At 64.6% G+C, this 18,820-nt stretch carries 22 protein-coding genes; 9 read left to right on the top strand and 13 right to left on the bottom strand.

Translation table 11 applies throughout. The features are described 5' to 3' along the window. Window positions 1-88: 88 nt before the first annotated feature. The gene (locus F8237_RS18930) at window positions 89-733 is read right to left on the bottom strand and encodes a response regulator transcription factor (RefSeq protein WP_151646863.1); all 645 of its coding nucleotides are present in this window, start codon (window positions 731-733) and stop codon (window positions 89-91) included. Window positions 734-819: 86 nt separating this feature from the next. Between F8237_RS18930 and F8237_RS18925 the strand changes: the two genes are divergently transcribed. After that, the gene (locus F8237_RS18925) at window positions 820-2,154 is read left to right on the top strand and encodes a histidine kinase (protein ID WP_151646860.1); all 1,335 of its coding nucleotides are present in this window, start codon (window positions 820-822) and stop codon (window positions 2,152-2,154) included. 2 nt (window positions 2,155-2,156) lie between these two features. Here the strand turns inward: F8237_RS18925 and F8237_RS18920 are convergent, their stop codons facing one another. From F8237_RS18920 to coxB, 9 genes are all read right to left on the bottom strand, one after another. Further along, complete coding sequence (locus F8237_RS18920) at window positions 2,157-2,522, bottom strand: nuclear transport factor 2-like protein (RefSeq protein ID WP_151646858.1); 366 nt, start codon at window positions 2,520-2,522, stop codon at window positions 2,157-2,159. 116 nt (window positions 2,523-2,638) lie between these two features. Next, complete coding sequence (locus F8237_RS18915) at window positions 2,639-3,391, bottom strand: SURF1 family protein (RefSeq protein ID WP_151646857.1); 753 nt, start codon at window positions 3,389-3,391, stop codon at window positions 2,639-2,641. Then, on the bottom strand, window positions 3,388-3,789 hold the full coding sequence (locus F8237_RS18910; RefSeq protein ID WP_151646855.1) for a DUF983 domain-containing protein: 402 nt from the start codon (window positions 3,787-3,789) through the stop codon (window positions 3,388-3,390). Before F8237_RS18910 ends, F8237_RS18915 begins: the two co-directional genes overlap by 4 nt. Before the next feature lie 97 nt (window positions 3,790-3,886). Next, on the bottom strand, window positions 3,887-4,783 hold the full coding sequence (locus F8237_RS18905) for a cytochrome c oxidase subunit 3 (RefSeq protein ID WP_151646853.1): 897 nt from the start codon (window positions 4,781-4,783) through the stop codon (window positions 3,887-3,889). A gap of 78 nt (window positions 4,784-4,861) precedes the next feature. Further along, window positions 4,862-5,512, bottom strand: a complete 651-nt coding sequence (locus F8237_RS18900) for a cytochrome c oxidase assembly protein (RefSeq protein ID WP_151646851.1) — start codon at window positions 5,510-5,512, stop codon at window positions 4,862-4,864. 5 nt (window positions 5,513-5,517) lie between these two features. Further along, the gene (locus F8237_RS18895) at window positions 5,518-5,694 is read right to left on the bottom strand and encodes a CoxF protein (RefSeq protein ID WP_151646849.1); all 177 of its coding nucleotides are present in this window, start codon (window positions 5,692-5,694) and stop codon (window positions 5,518-5,520) included. Beyond that, entirely contained in the window at window positions 5,691-6,635 is a 945-nt protein-coding gene (locus tag F8237_RS18890; RefSeq protein ID WP_151646848.1) for a heme o synthase, read from the bottom strand. Before F8237_RS18890 ends, F8237_RS18895 begins: the two co-directional genes overlap by 4 nt. A gap of 60 nt (window positions 6,636-6,695) precedes the next feature. Then, window positions 6,696-8,321, bottom strand: a complete 1,626-nt coding sequence (ctaD, locus tag F8237_RS18885; RefSeq protein WP_151646845.1) for a cytochrome c oxidase subunit I — start codon at window positions 8,319-8,321, stop codon at window positions 6,696-6,698. An 88-nt stretch (window positions 8,322-8,409) separates the two neighbouring features. Next, the gene (gene coxB / locus F8237_RS18880) at window positions 8,410-9,249 is read right to left on the bottom strand and encodes a cytochrome c oxidase subunit II (RefSeq protein ID WP_151646843.1); all 840 of its coding nucleotides are present in this window, start codon (window positions 9,247-9,249) and stop codon (window positions 8,410-8,412) included. Window positions 9,250-9,694: 445 nt separating this feature from the next. Between coxB and F8237_RS18875 the strand changes: the two genes are divergently transcribed. The 6 genes from F8237_RS18875 (at window position 9,695) to F8237_RS18850 (ending at window position 13,989) form a co-directional block, all read left to right on the top strand. After that, window positions 9,695-10,252: an invasion associated locus B family protein gene (locus F8237_RS18875; protein ID WP_151646841.1), complete on the top strand. Its 558-nt coding sequence runs from the start codon at window positions 9,695-9,697 to the stop codon at window positions 10,250-10,252. Window positions 10,253-10,330: 78 nt separating this feature from the next. After that, on the top strand, window positions 10,331-10,717 hold the full coding sequence (locus F8237_RS18870) for a type II toxin-antitoxin system RelE/ParE family toxin (RefSeq protein ID WP_151646839.1): 387 nt from the start codon (window positions 10,331-10,333) through the stop codon (window positions 10,715-10,717). After that, entirely contained in the window at window positions 10,692-11,042 is a 351-nt protein-coding gene (locus F8237_RS18865; RefSeq protein WP_151646837.1) for a helix-turn-helix domain-containing protein, read from the top strand. Before F8237_RS18870 ends, F8237_RS18865 begins: the two co-directional genes overlap by 26 nt. 134 nt (window positions 11,043-11,176) lie before the next feature. Further along, window positions 11,177-12,604, top strand: coding sequence for a metalloprotease TldD (gene tldD / locus F8237_RS18860; RefSeq protein ID WP_151646835.1), 1,428 nt, complete (start codon window positions 11,177-11,179; stop codon window positions 12,602-12,604). After that, complete coding sequence (gene lepB, locus F8237_RS18855; RefSeq protein WP_151646833.1) at window positions 12,601-13,377, top strand: signal peptidase I; 777 nt, start codon at window positions 12,601-12,603, stop codon at window positions 13,375-13,377. Before tldD ends, lepB begins: the two co-directional genes overlap by 4 nt. Window positions 13,378-13,389: 12 nt before the next feature. After that, entirely contained in the window at window positions 13,390-13,989 is a 600-nt protein-coding gene (locus F8237_RS18850) for a nucleotidyltransferase family protein (protein WP_244625932.1), read from the top strand. Window positions 13,990-14,107: 118 nt separating this feature from the next. On the opposite strand, the gene F8237_RS18845 is transcribed toward F8237_RS18850, so the two are convergent. Beyond that, complete coding sequence (locus tag F8237_RS18845; RefSeq protein ID WP_162006119.1) at window positions 14,108-14,971, bottom strand: LysR family transcriptional regulator; 864 nt, start codon at window positions 14,969-14,971, stop codon at window positions 14,108-14,110. A gap of 98 nt (window positions 14,972-15,069) precedes the next feature. Between F8237_RS18845 and F8237_RS18840 the strand changes: the two genes are divergently transcribed. Both F8237_RS18840 and F8237_RS18835 read left to right on the top strand, forming a co-directional pair. After that, window positions 15,070-15,978 carry a DMT family transporter gene (locus tag F8237_RS18840; RefSeq protein ID WP_151646829.1) on the top strand — a complete coding sequence of 303 codons (909 nt, stop codon included), beginning with the start codon at window positions 15,070-15,072 and terminating at the stop codon, window positions 15,976-15,978. 12 nt (window positions 15,979-15,990) lie between these two features. Beyond that, window positions 15,991-16,764 (top strand): MBL fold metallo-hydrolase, encoded by a 774-nt coding sequence (locus F8237_RS18835; RefSeq protein WP_151646827.1) that lies wholly within the window; start codon window positions 15,991-15,993, stop codon window positions 16,762-16,764. Between the two features lie 143 nt (window positions 16,765-16,907). Here the strand turns inward: F8237_RS18835 and F8237_RS18830 are convergent, their stop codons facing one another. Continuing rightward, window positions 16,908-17,678, bottom strand: a complete 771-nt coding sequence (locus tag F8237_RS18830) for a TIGR02186 family protein (RefSeq protein ID WP_151646825.1) — start codon at window positions 17,676-17,678, stop codon at window positions 16,908-16,910. Further along, window positions 17,675-18,592 carry a sulfite exporter TauE/SafE family protein gene (locus tag F8237_RS18825; RefSeq protein WP_151646823.1) on the bottom strand — a complete coding sequence of 306 codons (918 nt, stop codon included), beginning with the start codon at window positions 18,590-18,592 and terminating at the stop codon, window positions 17,675-17,677. Before F8237_RS18825 ends, F8237_RS18830 begins: the two co-directional genes overlap by 4 nt. Between the last annotated feature and the right edge of the window lie 228 nt (window positions 18,593-18,820).

Below are 18,820 nucleotides of genomic sequence, written 5' to 3'. Positions count from 1 at the left end.
TGCCCGGCTGCGTGCCGATGCCGATCCGCCTCCGCCGAACCGGATGCATCCTGGAGCAGCCGGTTCGGCGACCGGCGGTGCCTGGACGTCAGCTCATCCCGATTTCCACCGCAATCCGGATCAGGTCGGAATGGTTTTTGGCCCCTAACTTCTGCTTGAGCAGGGATGTGGTGTTGGCGACCGTCTTGTAGGAGATGCCGAGCGCCTCGGCGACCTCGACGATCTTGTCGCCGCGTCCGAGCAGGCGGAGAATTTCAAGCTCCCGCGGCGTCATCTGCGAGGCCGGATTGGCCTTGATCGCGGCGCCGGAGAAGGTCACGGCCTCCGCGAGCTGCGGCGAGATGAAGTTGTCGCCCGCGATCACCTTGCGCACCGCCTTGAGCAGAATCCGGGGATCGTCGCCCTTGGAGACATAGCCCTGCGCCCCCAATTCGACCGCCCGCACCACAAAAGCCGGATCATCGTTCATGCTGAACATGATGATCTTGGCCTCGGGATCGTCCTTGCGGATCCGCCGCATCAGCTCGAAGCCGGACACGTCGGGCAAGCTGATATCGATGACGGTGACGTCAGGCCGCTTGCTGATATAGGCGCGGTGCCCGGATTTGGCGTCGATCGCCTCGTCGATCCGGATCGAGTGGTCCGACGCGAAAAGGGTGCGACAACCGGACAGCACCACAGGATGGTCGTCGACGATCAGAACTTTGGTCGCCGGCTTGGCAGTATCTTGCATCGCGCGCTCTCTTGTTTTTCGACTCATAGACCGGCGGGAACAAATGGAAAGAGAAAATCCCGCCAATGCGCGTTAGAATTGACCTAATGTGGCAACGACTCTCCTTCCGGACGCAACTGTTTCTTCCGCTCGGCCTGAGCTTCCTCGCCGCGCTGGCCATGGGCGGCGTGCTGCTCCAGACCTTCGCGACCGGCCAGCTGGCCGACGAGAATGAGCCGGGACGACGCTCGGCCCGAACGATCGCCGGGGCGCTCAACAATACCTTGAGCGTTTCGAACGACCCGCGGAAGACGCTGGACGCTTTTGTCCATTCCTTGGGCACATCCTCGGATATTCAATTCCGTTCAGCGGAAGCAGGTTCTGCGCCTCCTCCGAGGGACGGCCTGCGTGGGCTGCATAGCGTGCCGCAATGGTTCGTCGACCTGATCGCCATCCCGGACATGGACGCAGCATCTCCGGTCATCATCGACGGCAGGCATGTCGGCGATCTCGTCTTCCTGCCCGACCTGTCGGCCGACCTGTTCGAGAAATGGATCGGCTTGCTGGCGTTGACGAGCCTCATCGCCGTGCTGATGGTGCTGACCGGAACGATCGCCTATCTCTTTGCGGGATCGGCGCTGCATCCCCTGCAAAATCTCGGCGCTGGCCTCACGCGCATACGGCGCGGCGATTATGCGACGCCGATCCCGGTGGCGGGGCCGCCCGAGATCCGGCAGAGCTGCGAGGAAGCCAATGCACTTGCGGCGACGCTCGCACGGTTGAGCCAGGACAATCGCGACCTGTTGCACCGCCTGGTGTCGCTCCAGGACGACGAGCGGCGCGACCTCGCACGCGAGCTGCACGATGAGCTGGGGCCGCTGCTGTTCAGCATCCGCGCCGGCACGACCGCGCTGATTGAGGCCTCGCCGCCGACGGGAAATCTCGGCAATGCCACGCAGGAGGTGATGCGATCGGTCGAGGCGCTCCAGCAGACCAACCGGCGCATTCTCGACCGGCTGCGGCCGCTCTACATCGAGGAATTGGGGCTGGAGAGCAGCGTGCAGACGCTGCTCCGGAATTTTCGCAGACAGGCGCCGCATATCGCCCTGACCGCGACGCTCGACCCTGATCTCAACGACATCGACGGACCGCTGGCGCAGACCGTCTATCGCGTGATCCAGGAGGCATTGACCAACGTGTTGCGCCACGCCGGAGCAAGCAATGCCCATGTGCAGGCGACCATTGCCGGCAACGCGCTTGCCATCGAGATCGCCGATGACGGCGGTGGCTTTCCCGCCGACAACGTCTTCGGCCGGGGCCTGACCGGGATGCACGAGCGCGTGCGCGCGCTCAGCGGATCGCTGTCACTGCTGCGCGCGGACGAGCGAACCTATGTGCGATGTCGTCTGCCGATCGAGACGAAGCGCGATGCGCCGACCTGAAGCTAGCACGCGCAACCGGCGTGCGGCTCCTGCCGCGCCGGTTCGCACAGCGTGCTGTGGATCTTGCCTTCGGGGCTGAAGCGAAACGAGGCGTGGATGCGCAGCGAGCCGGCGACGGAATATTCGAGATCGATGCCGTATGGCACGGGATTGATCTCTTCCAGGCCGAATCCCGCCGAGGAATAGGCGCTGAGCCGCGGGCCCCAATAGGTTTCGAGCTCGCGCCGTCCGCGATAACGTCGCGTGCCGTTGCAGGTGCATTCGACCTGAGCGTCGTCCGCATAGAGGTCGAGCAGCATGGCGAGGTCGCCCTTGCGGCAGGCATCCACCCAGTCGACGACAATTCCCATCTGATCGAAATCGCTCACGCCAAAGTCCTGTCTGCCGCGAAAATTCGCATGCGGCTTAGGATCACACTCGTGAATGTGCGCTGAATAATAAACCCCGGGCGATACCGGGTTCCCTCCGGGAACCTACGGGAAGTTCATGCCGGGCGGCGTCCCCTCGCCCAGACGCCGAATGCAATCAGCACCGCGCCTGCGAGTGCGAACCATGTGATGGCATATTGCAGATGGTCGTCCTTCAGATGCACGTCGAGCGGGCCCGGACGCGGGATGTTGTTCTCCTGCGCGGGCCGCTCCAGATCGATGTAGAACGGCGCAACCGCGCCCCAACCGAGCGCGCTGGCAATGGCGAGATGATCGCGCACGAACCAGAGCCGCTTGTCGCGGTTCTCCGCCGGCGTCATCCAGCCCGGCGGTTCGGGAAAGCGCAGGTAGCCGGTGAGCGCGACGGTCTGCCCGGTCACGAGCTTCTTCACCGCGCGATCCTCGACGCTGCGATCCTGCATCGTATTCTCGACGAAGCCCGCATCGATCACGACCATCTCACCGGTCGAGAGCCGCGCGGGCAGGAAGGCCCAGGTGCCGGGGCCCGAGGCATCCTTGCGCACGGCCGAGCCGGACGAATAGACCATCGCATCCGGCGAAGCCGCGTAGGTCGCGGTGAAGCTGACGCGGCGGAATTCGTCGTGCGCGGGATTGAGCGCGGCCCATTGCGCCGGTGGCGGCAGCGCGATCGGCGTCTCGGCAAGCCGCTCGGTGAGCGCGGCGACCAGTTCGTGCTTGGCGGTCCGCCGCTGCAACTGCCACACGCCGAGCGCGACAAAGGACGCGGTCAGGAACAGCGTGAACAGCGCGAAGCCGGCCACGCGAGGCTTGCGCGCAGTCTCGTTCATTTTGCGCGGTCGACCAGCCGGCCCGGCGCCGCTTTGTGATGGAATTGCAGGGAGATCAACAGCGACTTCATGGCACGCAGCGGCAGCAGCGTGGTGGCGAGGATCAACGGCAGCCACAGCACCGCATGCAACCAGTACGGCGGCTGATACTTGACCTCGACGATGAGCGCGCAGCCGACCACGATCGCTCCGGCCAGCATGATGATGAAGATCGCAGGCCCATCGCCGGTGTCGATGAAGGCGTAGTCGAGGCCGCAACGGTCGCAAGCGGGCGCGAGGGTCAGGAAACCCGCATAGAGCTTGCCCTGGCCGCAGCGCGGGCATTTGCAGGCCAGCCCGCGCATCGCGCTTTGCAGGACGGTCGTCTCGGGCTCGGACTTGCCGGTGGTGTCGTTCATGATAACGCACTCTATCACAGTTTCCGCCGAGCCACCCGGCGGCCGAAAAGCGAAAGGGCGGCCCTGCGGCCGCCCTTTCTGATGGATCCAGGGCTGCTCAGTGCGCGGCGTGAGCCATGGTCTCGGCACCGCGTCCCCACACATAGATGCAGAGGAACAGGAACAGCCAGACCACGTCGACGAAGTGCCAGTACCAGGCGGCAAACTCGAAACCGAGATGCTGCTTGGACGTGAAGTGGCCGGCATAGGCGCGGAACAGGCAGACCAGCAGGAAGATGGTGCCGACCAGCACGTGGAAGCCGTGAAAGCCGGTCGCCATGAAGAAGGTCGCGCCATAGACGTTGCCGGCGAAGGAGAACGCCGCGTGGCTGTACTCATAGGCCTGCACGCAGGTGAAGAGCGCTCCAAGCACGACGGTGAGGATCAGGCCGTATTTGAGGCCCTGGCGATCGTTCTCGAGCAGCGCATGGTGCGCCCACGTCACCGTGGTACCGGAGGTGAGCAGGATCAGCGTGTTGAGCAGCGGCAGATGCCAGGGATCGAAGGTCTCGATGCCATGCGGCGGCCAGGTGCCGGGTGCCGAGCAGGCGCCGGCAGCTGTGCCGAGGCCGCAGCCGAACACCGCGTCACGGGTAGCGTGAACGGCATCGGCCGGAAACAGCGCCGCGTTGAAATAGGCCCAGAACCAGGCAACGAAGAACATCACTTCGGAGGCGATGAACAGAATCATGCCGTAGCGATGGCTGATCTGCACAACGCGGGTGTGGTCGCCCTTGTACTGGGCTTCCTTGATCACGTCGCCCCACCAGCTCGCCATGGTGTAGAGCACGCCGACGGTGCCGACACCAAAGATGATCGGCGCGGCCGAGAACATGTGGTGCATCCAGGTGATCGCGCCGACCGCCATGATGAAGGCCGAGACGGAGCCGACGAACGGCCACGGAGAGGGATCGACCAGGTGATAGTCGTGATGCTTGCCTTGCGCGGTCGCCATTTCCGTCTCTCTCCTCAATCCCGTGCCTATCAGGCACTTATCCCCTTGTGTCCAACCCCCGGAGCGTGACGCCGGTGATCAGAGATTGCCCTTGCGCTTGTCGACTTCGCTGGCCGCGAGCGGCTTCACCACCGGATCCTTGACCGGATAAAACGTGTAAGACAGCGTGATCGTGTTGAGCCCGTCGTTCTCGTGATCGTCAGCGAGCGACGGATCGACATAGAACACGACCGGCATCTCGCGCGTCTCGCCGGGCGCCATGGTCTGCTCGGTGAAGCAGAAGCAGTTGATCTTCTGGAAGTAGGAGCCGACCGTCAGCGGCGCGACGTTGTAGGCGGCCTGGCCGGCGGTGGTGCGCGCGGCCTGGTTGGTCACGGTGTAGAAGACGGTCACGACCTGGCCGATATTGACCTCGATCTCGTTCTGCTCCGGCACGAACTTCCAGGGCAGGCCGGGCGCGACGTTGGAGTCGAAGCGCACAGCGATCTTCCGCGCGATCGGCCCGGTGGCCGGCGCCGAAATTGCGACCTGGGTGGTGCCGTTGAAACCGGTGGCGCGGCAGAACCAGTTGTAGAACGGCACCGCCGCATAGGAGGCGCCGACCATCAGCGCGACCACGCCGCCGCAGATCGAGGCGACCAGGACGTCACGGCCGAGAGCTTTGGAAGGACCACGCCCCTTGCTGGCCGTCCGCCCCTGATCCCGCGATATGGTGGGCTCGTGATCCATCTTTCCTACATCGGCCGGACGAGAACCGCCGGCCCTTTGACCATGGTGACGGCGAAGAACAGCAAGACGAGCACGCCCAGCGCCAAGGCAATGGCGACGGAGCGCTGACGACGGCTCCTCTGCTGCGCCTCGGTGAGGACGATTCCATCTGGCTCGGGTTTGTCAGCCATCTGCGCGATCATGCGCCCCCAACCATCGGAGCGAGCACCCGGACCACGACCTCGGCCAGCAGGGTCGCGAACAGCGCGAACAGATACAGGATCGAGAAAGCAAACAGTTTTCGCGTCGCGCGCAGCGATTGGCTGCGCTCGCGGCGGATATAGACGTTGATGGCGAGCACCAGCATGCCGGCGCCGAGGATCAGCGAGACGATGCCGTAGACGGCGTCGAAATAGCCGAGCGCCCAGGGCGCCGCGGCGACCGCGATCAGCACGATCGTATAGAGCAGGATCTGGAGGCGGGTCGCGTCGGGACCGGCGACGTTGGGCAGCATCGGAATGCCGGCGCGCGCGTAGTCGTCGGAGCGGAACAGCGCCAGCGCCCAGAAGTGCGGCGGGGTCCAGAAGAAGATGATGGCGAACAGCAGCAGCGGCTCGACGTCGACCGTGCCCGTCACCGCGGCCCAGGCCACCACCGGCGGCAGGGCGCCGGCGGCGCCGCCGATCACGATGTTCTGCGCGGTCCAGCGCTTCAGGCCCATCGTGTAGATCACGACGTAGAAGAAGATGGTGAAGGCGAGCAGCGCGCCCGCGATCCAGTTGACGAGGATGCCGAGCGTCATCACCGAGAAGAAGGACAGCGTAAGGCCGAATGCCATCGCCTCGCCGCGGGTGATGCGGCCGCGCGGGATCGGCCGGTTCGCCGTGCGCGACATCTTGGCGTCGATGTCGCCTTCCAGCGCCATGTTGAGTGCGCCGGAGGCGCCGGCGCCGACGGCGATGCAGAGCAGCGAGGTGATCGCCAGCACCCAGTGGAAATTCCCGGGCGCCATTGCCAGCCCGACCAGCGCGGTGAAAATCACCAGCGACATCACCCGTGGCTTCAGCAGCGCGAGATAGTCGCCGACCTCCGCCTCGGAGATGCGGGGATTGATGTCGATGGCATTCTGGTCGAGGACGGACACTAATTTGACTCGTTTCTTGATCGAGCCGCGGCGCCCGTCACGGGCGCCGCGGGAGATCGATTACTGGACGCGGGGCAGCACTTCGAACTGGTGGAAGGGCGGCGGCGAAGGCAGCGTCCACTCCAGCGTGGTCGCACCTGCACCCCACGGATTGTCGCCGGCCGGCACCTTTTTCGCGAAGGCGTCGATCACGGTGTAGAGGAAGATCAGCACGCCGAAGCCGGAGATGTAGGAGCCGACCGACGAGACCAGATTCCAGCCTGCGAAGGCGTCGGGATAGTCGACATAGCGGCGCGGCATGCCCGACAGGCCGAGAAAGTGCTGCGGGAAGAATACCATGTTGACGCCGACGAACGTGATCCAGAAGTGTGCCTTGGCCAGCGTCTCGTTATACATGTAGCCCGACATCTTCGGGAACCAGTAGTAGAAGCCCGCGAAGATGGCGAACACGGCGCCGAGCGACAGCACGTAGTGGAAGTGCGCGACGACGTAGTAGGTGTCCTGCAGCACGCGATCGACGCCGGCATTGGCCAGCACGACGCCGGTGACGCCGCCGACGGTGAACAGGAAGATGAAGCCCACCGCCCAGATCATCGGAGCGCGAAACTCGATCGAGCCCCCCCACATCGTGGCGATCCACGAGAAGATCTTCACGCCGGTCGGAACCGCGATGACCATGGTCGCCGCGACGAAATAAGCCTGCGTCGCCGAGGACATGCCGACCGTGTACATGTGGTGCGCCCAGACCACGAAGCCGATTCCGCCGATCGCGACCATGGCGTAGGCCATGCCGAGATAACCGAACACGGGCTTGCGGGAGAAGGTCGAGACGATCTGGCTGACCATGCCGAAGCCGGGCAGGATCAGGATGTACACCTCGGGGTGACCGAAGAACCAGAACAGATGCTGGAACAGCACGGGGTCGCCGCCGCCGTCGGGCGCAAAGAACGTCGTGCCGAAATTGCGGTCGGTGAGCAGCATGGTGATCGCACCGGCGAGCACCGGAAGCGACAACAGCAGCAGGAACACCGTCACCAGGATCGACCACACGAACAGCGGCATCTTGTGCAGGGTCATGCCCGGCGCGCGCATGTTGAAGATGGTGGTGATGAAGTTGATGGCGCCGAGGATCGACGAGGCGCCCGCCAGATGCAGCGACAGGATCGCGAAGTCGACGGCCGGGCCCGGATGGCCGGAGCTCGACAGCGGCACATACATGGTCCAGCCGGCTCCGACGCCGTTGGCGCCGGGCTCGCCTTCCACGAAGGTCGACATCAGCAGCAGGGCGAAGGACGCCGGCAGCAGCCAGAACGAGATATTGTTCATGCGCGGGAACGCCATGTCGGGCGCACCGATCATCAGCGGCACGAACCAGTTGCCGAAGCCGCCGATCATCGCGGGCATGACCATGAAGAAGATCATGATCAGGCCGTGCGAGGTCACGAACACGTTATAGGTGTGCGACTCGTGGAAGATCTGCACGCCCGGATACATCAGCTCGGCACGGATCGCGATCGACATCGCGGCGCCGATGACGCCGGCGATGACCGCGAAGATCAGGTACATCGTGCCGATGTCCTTGTGGTTGGTCGAATAGACGTAACGGCGCCATCCGGTCGGATGGGCATGCTCGTCATGTCCGTGGTCTTGCGCGTGATCGCCGTGTGCCGCTGCGCTCGTTGCCATTTTCAAATCCTGCCTTGCGTCCCATTCGGACCTTATTCGGTCCCGCCCTTTTTGTCGCTTTCAGTCCCCTCGAGCCTTCACCCGGCGCTTACTGCGTCGGGCCGGCCGCGGAAGCATAGGTGCTGGTGCCGCCGCTCGCATATTTCTTCTTCGCCGTCTCGACCCAGGAGGCGAACTCCTGGTCGTTCACCACACGGATGGCGATCGGCATGAAGGCGTGGTCCTTGCCGCACAGCTCCGAGCACTGACCGTAGAACATGCCGGTCTTGGTGGCCTTGAACCAGGTCTCGTTCAGCCGCCCCGGGATGGCGTCGATCTTGACGCCGAAAGCCGGCAGCGCAAAGGCGTGAATGACGTCGGCGCCGGTGACCTGGACACGAATCACCTTGTTCACCGGCACCACCATCTCGTTGTCGACGCCGAGCAGGCGGGGCTGCTTGTCCTGGGCCATCAGCGAGTCGAACTCGAACTTGCCGTTATCAGGATAGGCATAGGACCAGTACCACTGCTTGCCGGTCGCCTTGATGGTCAAATCCGCCTTCGGCACGTCGAGCTCCAAGAACAGCAGGCGGAACGACGGCACCGAGATACCGACCAGGATCAGCACCGGAACCAGCGTCCAAGCCACCTCGATCAGCGTGTTGTGCGTGGTCCGCGACGGCACCGGATTGGCCTTCGCGTTGAACTTGATGACCACGACCACGAGCAGCGCCAGAACGAACAGCGTGATCAGCGCGATCAGCACGAACAGAAAATTGTGGAACCAGACGATGTTGTCCATCACCGGAGAGCCGGACTGCTGAAGCGTCCACTCCCACGGCGCCGGCTGCCCGAGTTCGGCGAATGCCGCCCCGCCCGTCGCCAATGTCAGACCCGCTACGGCCAATCCCAGCAAATGCCGGCCTACCCGGCCTATCGACATCCTCATGCCGTCGCGCTCCCCTTACGAAATCACCCCAAGTGCATTCCCCTATTTCCGGGAAACGCTTATTCGATCCGCCCCTCTGACAAACCGCCACGCAAGAATACCTCTAAGAGGAATTGGGGCCAGATCGCTAGAACGCCGAAATCAAGCTTCTCAAACCATAATTCTTGATCTATCGCAATGCAGTCTTGAGCCTTGTCTGTCAGCCATCACCCGCAAGATATTTCCTAGTAACATCAGACAAAAATACCGTTTCCCGGGATGCTGCCGCTTGACAGCGGAATTGCCCGCGGTAGGCACTGGCGAACAGCCGCGCAGGAACCTGATTCGTGCGGGCGATGGCGATGCGAGGCGGCGCGGAATTTGCTTGCGAATCGCCTTCAAGACGCCGTCATTCCCGTATCAGTCCGCCTGGCGCGCGCGACCCAGGCGCAGAGGGACCGACCCGATGGGGTTTTCGAGAGGCATGGCAGGAGGCATGGCAAGGCGGGCTAAAAGGCAGGCTGGCGGCCTCGCGAAGCTGGCAGCCCTGCTGACGGCGGTCGTCGTCATGGCGCTTCCGGGCCTCGCCCATGCGCAGGGCGCGGTGCGCTCCGTCCATGGCGACTGGCAGATTCGCTGCGACACCCCGCCAGGCGCCCAGACCGAGCAATGCGCCCTGATCCAGAGCGTGGTGGCCGAAGACCGCTCCAATGCCGGCCTCACCGTGATCGTGCTCAAGACCGCCGACCAGAAGAGCCGCCTGATGCGCGTGGTCGCCCCGCTCGGCGTCCTGCTGCCCTCCGGCCTCGGCCTCAAGCTCGACAACCAGGACGTCGGCCGCGCCGGCTTCGTCCGCTGCCTGCCCAATGGCTGCGTCGCCGAGGTCGTCATGGACGACAAGCTGCTCGGCCAGCTCCGCACCGCCAAGACCGCTACCTTCATCATCTTCGAGACGCCGGAAGAGGGAATTGGCTTCCCGCTCAGCCTCAACGGGCTCGGCGAGGGTTATGACAAGCTGCCATAGGGCTTTTCTTACGCCTCGACATCGCCCTCTTGACTATCGTTCTATAAATTATAGTTTATAGAACGGGGGAGGGCGACATTGCGCATTTTCAAGACTAAAACGCTTGCGCGCTTTACTCGTCAGAATCGCATCCCAGATGTGAGTCTGATCGCCGCCATTACGCGCGCCACTCGCGGTCTGATCGATGCCGACCTTGGCGGCCTGATCATCAAGCAGCGTGTTGCACGGCCGGGCGAGGGCAAGCGAGGCGGCTTTCGGCTACTCATCGGATTTGGATCGGAGCGTTCAATTTTCCTGTTCGGCTTCGCCAAGAACGAGCGAGAGAATATCGATGACGCCGAACTGACGACCTTGCGTGAGATTGCCGCTTCGTTCCTGACCGCCAGCAACGCCAAAATCGAGCAATCTCTGAAGGATGGAACTTTGATTGAGGTGCAAGATGCCGACGAAACCACGAAAGGCTAACGCGAAGCCCAGCCGACTGACGAGAGAGCTGCTGGAGACGGCGCAAGACATGCGTGCGAGCGGCCTGCTGACCAAGACTGCCCACGAGAAGATCACGATGCGCCACAAAGTCGATTTTCCAGCGGCGGCCACCGCCCACATGTCCGGCCCGGCGATCAAGGCCCTGAGGGAGGAAGCCAATCTCAGCCAAGCCGTATTCGCCCAACTCCTTAATCTGACGGTTGGCTATGTCTCCCAGCTGGAGCGCGGTGCGAAGCGTCCGACCGGTGCGACCCTTGCCTTGTTGAACGTCATCCAACGCAAGGGAATTGAGGTCGTCCTCTGAGAGGCGAGTCGGGAACGGGCGATATGGAACGATCTCACTCAATCCTATCGTTTCCGTAATGTGACGGCCCGCCCCTCGCGGAACCACCGGGAAACCATTATCTTGCCCCACATCTCCAGATAATGGATGGACGCATGACCAACCCTGCCACGACCTCCCTGCTCGACCGCGCCAATCTCGACCGCGACCAGGTTCGCAGCGAGCTCGCGCGCGGGCTTGCCGGTGCCGACGACGGCGAATTGTTCCTGGAATACAGCCAGACCGAAGCGCTGATGTTCGACAATGGCCGGCTGAAGCAGGCGACCTACGACACCTCGCAGGGTTTTGGCCTGCGCGCCGTCAAGGACGACGCGGTCGGCTATGCGCATTCCTCCGACGTCTCGCTGCCGGCGCTGATTCGCGCCGCCGATGCGGTCGCGGCCGTCCGCGGCGGCTATTCCGGCAGCTTCGCCGCCCCGCCTCCCCACACCAATGTCCGGCTCTATGCCGACGACAATCCGCTCGATGCCCCCGGCTTCGAGACCAAGGTCAAGCTGCTCGCCGAGATCGACGCCTATCTGCGCGACAAGGATCCGCGGGTGCGGCAGGTCAGCGTCAGCCTCGGCGCGACTTGGCAGGTGGTCGAGATCCTGCGGCCCGACGGCGAGAGCTATCGCGACATCCGCCCGCTGGTTCGGGTCAACGTCTCCGTCGTCGCCGGACAGGGCGACCGCCAGGAGAGCGGCAGCAAGGGCTATGGCGGCCGCGCCGGCTATGCCGAGTTCATCGAGAGCAGGAACTGGCGCGATGCCGCCGACGGCGCGCTGCGCGAGGCCCTGGTCAATCTGGAATCGATTCCCGCCCCCGCCGGCGAGATGGACGTCGTGCTTGGCGCCGGCTGGCCCGGCGTGATGCTGCATGAAGCGGTCGGCCACGGTCTCGAGGGCGACTTCAACCGCAAGAAGACGTCGGCTTTCGCCGGCCTGATGGGCCAGCAGGTCGCGGCCAAGGGCGTCACCGTGGTCGACGACGGCACCATTGCCTCGCGCCGCGGCTCGCTGTCGATCGACGACGAGGGCACGCCGACCAACCGCACCGTGCTGATCGAGGACGGCATTCTGGTCGGCTACATGCAGGACCGCCAGAACGCGCGTCTGATGAACATGAAGCCGACCGGCAACGGCCGCCGCCAGGGCTATGCCCATGTGCCGATGCCGCGCATGACCAACACCTACATGCTCGCCGGCGACCGCGATCCGGCAGAGATTCTAGCGTCGGTGAAGAACGGCGTGTTCGCCGCGAATTTCGGCGGCGGCCAGGTCGACATCACCTCGGGCAAATACGTGTTCCAGTGCACCGAGGCCTACAAGATCGAGAACGGCAAGATCGGCGCGCCGCTCAAGGGCGCCATGCTGATCGGCAACGGGCCGACCGATTTGCATCGCATCCGCATGATCGGCAACGACCTCGCGCTCGATACCGGCATCGGCACCTGCGGCAAGAACGGCCAGGGCGTGCCGGTCGGCGTCGGCCAGCCGTCGCTGCTGATGGAACGCATTACGGTGGGTGGAACGGGCGCATGAGCGTTGAGAAGGTAACTGTCACCGCCAAGCGGAAGAGCAGCGGATGGGGCGGGCAGCTGGTGCAGCTCGCCGGCATCGTCGCCGCCGTGTTCATCGCCAAGGGCGCGCTCGCCGAGCCGTTCTACGTGCCGTCGGGCTCGATGGAGCCGACGCTGCTGATCGGCGATGCGCTGCTCGCGTCGAAATTTCCCTACGGCTACGGCACCTCGTCGCTGCCGATCCAGATCAACCTGCCCGAGAGCGGCCGCGTCTTCGCGGAAACGCCGAAGCAGGGTGACGTGGTGGTATTCCGCTGGCCCGGCGATCGCTCGCAGGCCTGGGTCAAGCGCGTCGTGGGATTGCCCGGCGACCGCATCCAGATGCGGCAAGGCCAGCTCTTCATCAACGACCGCCCCGCCGAGCTGAAACCGGACGGCGTCGGCGCTGCCGAAGACGACAATGGCGGCAGCGAGCCGGCCTATCGCTATGTCGAGACGCTGCCGAACGGCGTCTCGCACCTGATCTTCAAGATGCGCGACAACGGCCCGCTCGACAACACGCAGGAAGTGACGGTGCCGCCGGGCCATCTCTTCGTGCTCGGCGACAACCGCGACAATTCCGCCGACAGCCGCGTGCCCTTGCGCTCCGGCGGCGTCGGCCTGTTGCCGATCGACAATCTGGTCGGACGCGCGGATGCCGTGGTCGGCTCCTGGGATCTCGGCATGCGCAGCCAGCCGGTTTACACGTGGCTCTCCGGCTTCCGCCTCGCGCGGTTCTTCACCGCCGTGCACTAGCTGAATCGTAGGGTGGGCAAAGGCGCGCTCTTCGCGTGCCGTGCCCACCGCTTCACCTCCGCTTTGACACTTGCGCTCACGAATCCCGTCAACGCTTCGATCGTCGATGAACTCCATCGCCTCGCGCTCCCCGATGCATGGCTGGTCGCAGGGTGCCTCGCGCAGACGGCATGGAACGTGCTGACTGATCGCGCGATCGATCACGGCATCTCCGACTACGACGTGTTCTATTTCGACCCCGACACCTCATGGGAGGCCGAGGACGCGGTGATCCGCAAATTGCATGCACGGCTCGGGCATCTCGGCGTCAAGGTCGAAATCCGCAACCAGGCCCGCGTGCATCTTTGGTATCCCGACAAGCACGGCCTGCCTTATCCGCCCCTGACCTGCGCGACCGACGGCATCGATCGCTTCCTCACACAGAACACGCAGGTGGGCGTGAGGCGCACGGGCGATGGCTTTGAGGCCTACGCGCCGCGCGGTTTTGACGACATCGCAGGGTTGATCGTACGCCCGAATCGGGCTGCAAATTTCTCGGCGGCGAATTACGCTGCGAAGGCCGCGCGATGGAAGGCGCTGTGGCCGGAGCTCACGGTGATTGCGGCGATGTGACTGCGTAGAGTGGGTTAGTCCTGCGACTGCGCGAAGCGCAGTTCGCACGGCGTAACCCACCTCTTCTGTTTCCGCGGATATGGCCCGTGGTGGGTTACGCCCTACGAATCTCGCAAGATCACGCCGCCTTCGCCTGCACGTTCTCGCAAAATTCCGCCAGCCGATCCGCCAGCCGCAGCGTCGCGGGGCTGGCGTCGGGTGCGGCCATCAGTGCCACCTCGGTGCGGTTGATCGGTGCAAAGCCGTCCTTGGCGGTCAGCACGCGGTGGTCGGACTGGATCGACATCTCCGACAAGATGCTGAGGCCCATGCCGGCGGCGACCGCGGCCTGGATGCCCGCGAGGCTCGATGACGAGTAGGACATGTGCCAGGCACGCCCCGCGCTTTCCAGCGCATGGATCGCGCCGGCGCGATAGAGGCAGCCGAGCGGAAAGCCGATCAGCGGCACCGACGATGCGTTGACGTCGACCGGGTGGCTCTTGCTGGTGACCCAATGCACCCGCTCGGGCCACACCGCAATCGCGCCCTTCGCCCCGGCCTCGCGCTTGAACAACGCGAGGTCGAGCTCGCCGCGATCGAGATCGCGGGCAAGGTTCTTGCTCTGGTCGGCGCGCACATCGAGCCGCAGGCCGGGATGCGAGCGCGAGAACGCGCCCAGCAGCTTGGCGAGACGATACGCCGCAAAATCCTCGGGGATGCCGAGCCGGACCGCGCCTTCGCTGTCGGGCTCGCGCAACACGTCGCGTGCTTCCTCGGCAAGCGTGAGCAGCCGGCGTGCATAGGAGAGCAGCCGTTCGCCGGCTTCGGTTGGACGCACATCCTTGCCGTCGCGATGCAACAGCACCTGACCGACGTCCTCCTCCAGCCGCTTGATCTGCTGGCTGACGGTCGATTGCGTGCGGTGAACGCGCTCGCCGGCGCGGGTGAAGCCGCCGGCTTCGACCACCGAGACGAAGCTGCGCAGGAGCTCCAGATCGAGCATGGGCGCCTCCATTCGAAAAACCACTGACTGACAGTTAATCATTTAATTTCCAAATGACAAGCCGCCTCCCTAGATCGAGGGCTCAGGAGAATGCCCCCATGTCGCTCGCCACCTCGCTTCCCGCAGCCCCCAGCCGCTTCAACACGCTGCCGTTTGCCATCGGCCTGTTCTGCCTGCTCTGGAGCTACGCTTTCGTCGCCGGCAAGATCGGCGTCACCCATTGCCCGCCGCTGATCCTGCTCGCCGCGCGCTTCTCGCTCGCCGGCATCCTCATCATCGGTGCCACGATGATTCGCGGCGACTGGTCGCTGTCATGGCGGGATGCGGCGATCTTCGCCGTGCTCGGCATCGCCAACAACGCGCTCTATCTCGGGCTCGGCTATACCGGCCTGCAATCGGTCTCCGCCGGCCTCGGCGGCCTGATTGTCTCGGCCAACCCGGTCTTCACCGCGGCGCTCGCCGCGCTGCTGCTCGGCGAAGGCATGACCTGGCGCAAGGCCAGCGGCCTTCTGCTGGGTGTCATCGGCGTGACGGCGATCGTATGGCATCGCCTTTCGGTCGGAACCGATTCAATCCACGGCATCCTCTTCACGCTGGCCTCGCTCGCCTCCATCGTCGCCGGCACCATCCTGTTCAAGCTGCTGGCGCCGAAGGGCTCGCTCTGGATCGGCAACGGCGTGCAGAATCTCGCCGCCGGCATCGTGCTGGCGCCGATCGCGCTCAGCTTCGCCGATGTTGGCGCGATCGACGTCACCCCGAGCCTGATCGGCGCCTTCGCCTTCCTGGTGCTCGGCGGCTCGATCCTCGCCTACTGGCTCTGGTTTCATCTCCTGAAAGTGTGTGGCGCGACCGCTGCCAGCGCCTATCATTTCCTGATGCCGCCGCTCGGCATGCTGTTCGCCTACATCGTGCTCCGCGAGCACGTCGAGGCCCGCGACCTCTTCGGCATCATCCCGGTCGCACTCGGCATCTATCTCGTGACTCGGCCGGCAAAGTCTGCATCGTAAGGAAGGTTCACCATGCCCATTTCCATCACCCTGATCGGCGGCCCCACCGCATTGATCGAGATCGACGGCTTCCGCCTGCTCACCGACCCGACCTTCGATGCGCCCGGCGCCTACCAGCTGCCCCATGTGACGCTGGAGAAGACGATAGGCCCCGCGATGAAGACCGATGCCATTGGTCCGATCGATGCCGTGCTGCTCAGCCACGACCAGCACTCCGACAATCTCGACAATTCCGGGCGCGAATATCTCCTCAAGGCGAAGCGCGCGCTGACGACCGAAGCGGGCGCCAAGCGTCTCGGCGGCCATGTCGAGGGCCTTGCCCCCTGGGCAACCGCACATCTGAAGGACCGCGACGGCAACACGCTGACCATCACCGCCACGCCCGCGCGTCATGGCCCGGCCGGCATCGAGCCGCTGTCGGGCGACGTCATCGGCTTCGTGGTGTCGTCAAGCCGGAAGGACACCAGCGACGTCTATGTCAGCGGCGACACCACCTGGTTCGACGGTGTCGCCGAAGTCGCACGCCGCTTCAAATGCGGCGTCGTGATGCCGTTCGCGGGCGCCGCGCAAACGCGCGGGCCGTTCCACCTCACCATGGACACCAACGACACCATCGAGACCGCGCGCGCCTTCCCGAATGCGATGATCGTGCCCGTGCATACCGAAGGCTGGGCGCATTTCCGCCAGAACGGCGAGGATCTACGTAAGACCTTCGACGTGCTCGGTTTCGGCACGCGACTGCGCCTGCTGGAGCCCGGCGTGCCGACGGTGGTGGAGGCGCCGTAGTCTCCGCTGTCATGCCCCGGCTTGACCGGGGCATCCAGTACGCAGTGGCGATAGTCGTGGGTGCGAGCTACCTAACACCGGTCTCTGGAATACTGGGTCGCCCGGTCAAGCCGGGCGACGACGAGAGGAAGGAGCGCCGCCTCTCAATCCTTCCGAAACACGATCGAGGCCATCCAGCCCGTCATCAGCGCCATCGCCGCGGTGACGAGGCCGTAGATCAGACCGTTCTGCCGCGCAGTCGTCGCAACGAACTGCTCGAAGCCGACCTTGACGATCTCGAACGCGGTCTCGGTCTTGCCGATGAACGCGCCATTGGCGAACAGCTTGATCTCGACCTGATAGGTTCCGATCGGCACTTCAGCGGGCAGCGGAATGCCGGTGCGGAACAGCGTCGGCGTCAGGAACGTCACCGCCCCCGCATCCTCGCGATAGAGCCCGCGCTGGGTGCGCAGGCGGACGAAGGCCGAGCGGAAGGCGTCTTGCGGCACCACGTCGGCAAAGTCGCCGCTGACGCGCTGGGTCAGCAGCACGTTGTTGAGCCCGATCTGCTGCCGCCGCGCGATCTCGGGCGAGGTGATGACATCGAAGGGGCGGTTGGCGAACAGCGCCAGATAGCTCGGCACCTGCAGGAACTGCCGGTAGTCGGTGTTGATCCAGATGCCGAAGGTGCGCTCTTTGCGCCGCGTCACCATGTCCGCGCGCGGGCCCATCACGGTGACCACGAGATCGTATGCCGTGCGTTCAGCCGGCGTGGAGGCATCCTTCTCGATCGAGCCGAACAGCACCAATTCCTCGCCGGAATAGTCCGGCGTCACCGTGACGCGATGGTTGGAGACCGACACGATCAGCCGCTCGGCGCGCGCGGTCGAGACGGCCAACATGACGAGCAGGCCTGCGAGGAGCGCGCGCATCATCCGCTCACCCCGAGCTCACGGATGGTGAAGAGATCCGCAGGCTGGATCACCAGCTCGATCGCGAAGCGGACGCCGACCGAGAGGATCAGCAGGCCGAGCAGCAGCCGCAATTGCTCGCCGCGGATCTTCTGGCCCGCGCGTGCACCGAACTGCGCGCCGGTGACGCCGCCGACCATCAGGATCAGCGCCAGCACCGCGTCGACCAGATGATTGGTCACCGCATGCAGCATGGTCGCGAACAGCATGGTGACGAGCGTGAGGACCATCGAGGTCCCGATCACCGTCGAGGTCGGCACCCGCAGCAGGTAGATCATGACCGGCACCAGGATGAAGCCGCCACCGATGCCCATGATGGCGCCGATGAAGCCGATCACGATGCCGACGATCACCACGGGAATCACGGAGAGGTAGATCTTGGAGCGCTTGAACCGCATCTTCAGCGGCAGGCCGTGGATCCAGTTGTGGGTGCGCCGTGGCGGCACCGCCCCGCGCCGGGTCCGCATCAGAGCGCGCAGGCCCTCGGAGAACATCAGGCTGCCGACCGTGGTGAGCAGCACCACGTAGGACAGCGCGATCATCAGATCGAGCTGGCCGAGCGCGCGGAGCTGTGTGAACGTCCACACCCCGAGTGCCGTGCCGGTCACGCCGCCGCATAACAACACGCCCGCCAGCGCCGGGTCGATCGCACGCCGCCGCCAATAGGACAGCGCCCCGGAAAAGGACGAGGCCGCGATGTGGCTCGCGACCGAGGCGACCGCGACCGCCGGCGTGATGCCGATGAAGATCAGCAGCGGCGTCATCAGGAAGCCGCCGCCGATCCCGAACATGCCGGACACGAAGCCGACCGCGGCGCCCATCGCCAGCACCAGGAAGATGTTGACCGGAAGATCGGCGACCGGGAGATAGAGCTGCATCGAGGACCACGCTCCGGCGAGACGGATCGATTGTGCGTAATGCTCGCCGGACGGTCGAACGATTGCCGCGCCCTTCAATAGCGGAATTCGAGGGCGGGCGTGATGGGGAATTTCGGGCGTGGTGAATGGCTGAAGAGGGATCAGATAGCCACTTCACGTGCGCCGAGGACTTCGCCACGTTCTCCGCTGTCATGCCCCGGCTTGACCGGGGCATCCAGTACGCCGCGG

It is taken from the genome of Bradyrhizobium betae (genome assembly GCF_008932115.1).
GTDB classification, from domain to species: Bacteria; Pseudomonadota; Alphaproteobacteria; order Rhizobiales; family Xanthobacteraceae; genus Bradyrhizobium; species Bradyrhizobium betae.
Note: the sequence above shows the minus strand (reverse complement) of the source record. Positions and strands in the feature narration are given on the sequence as shown.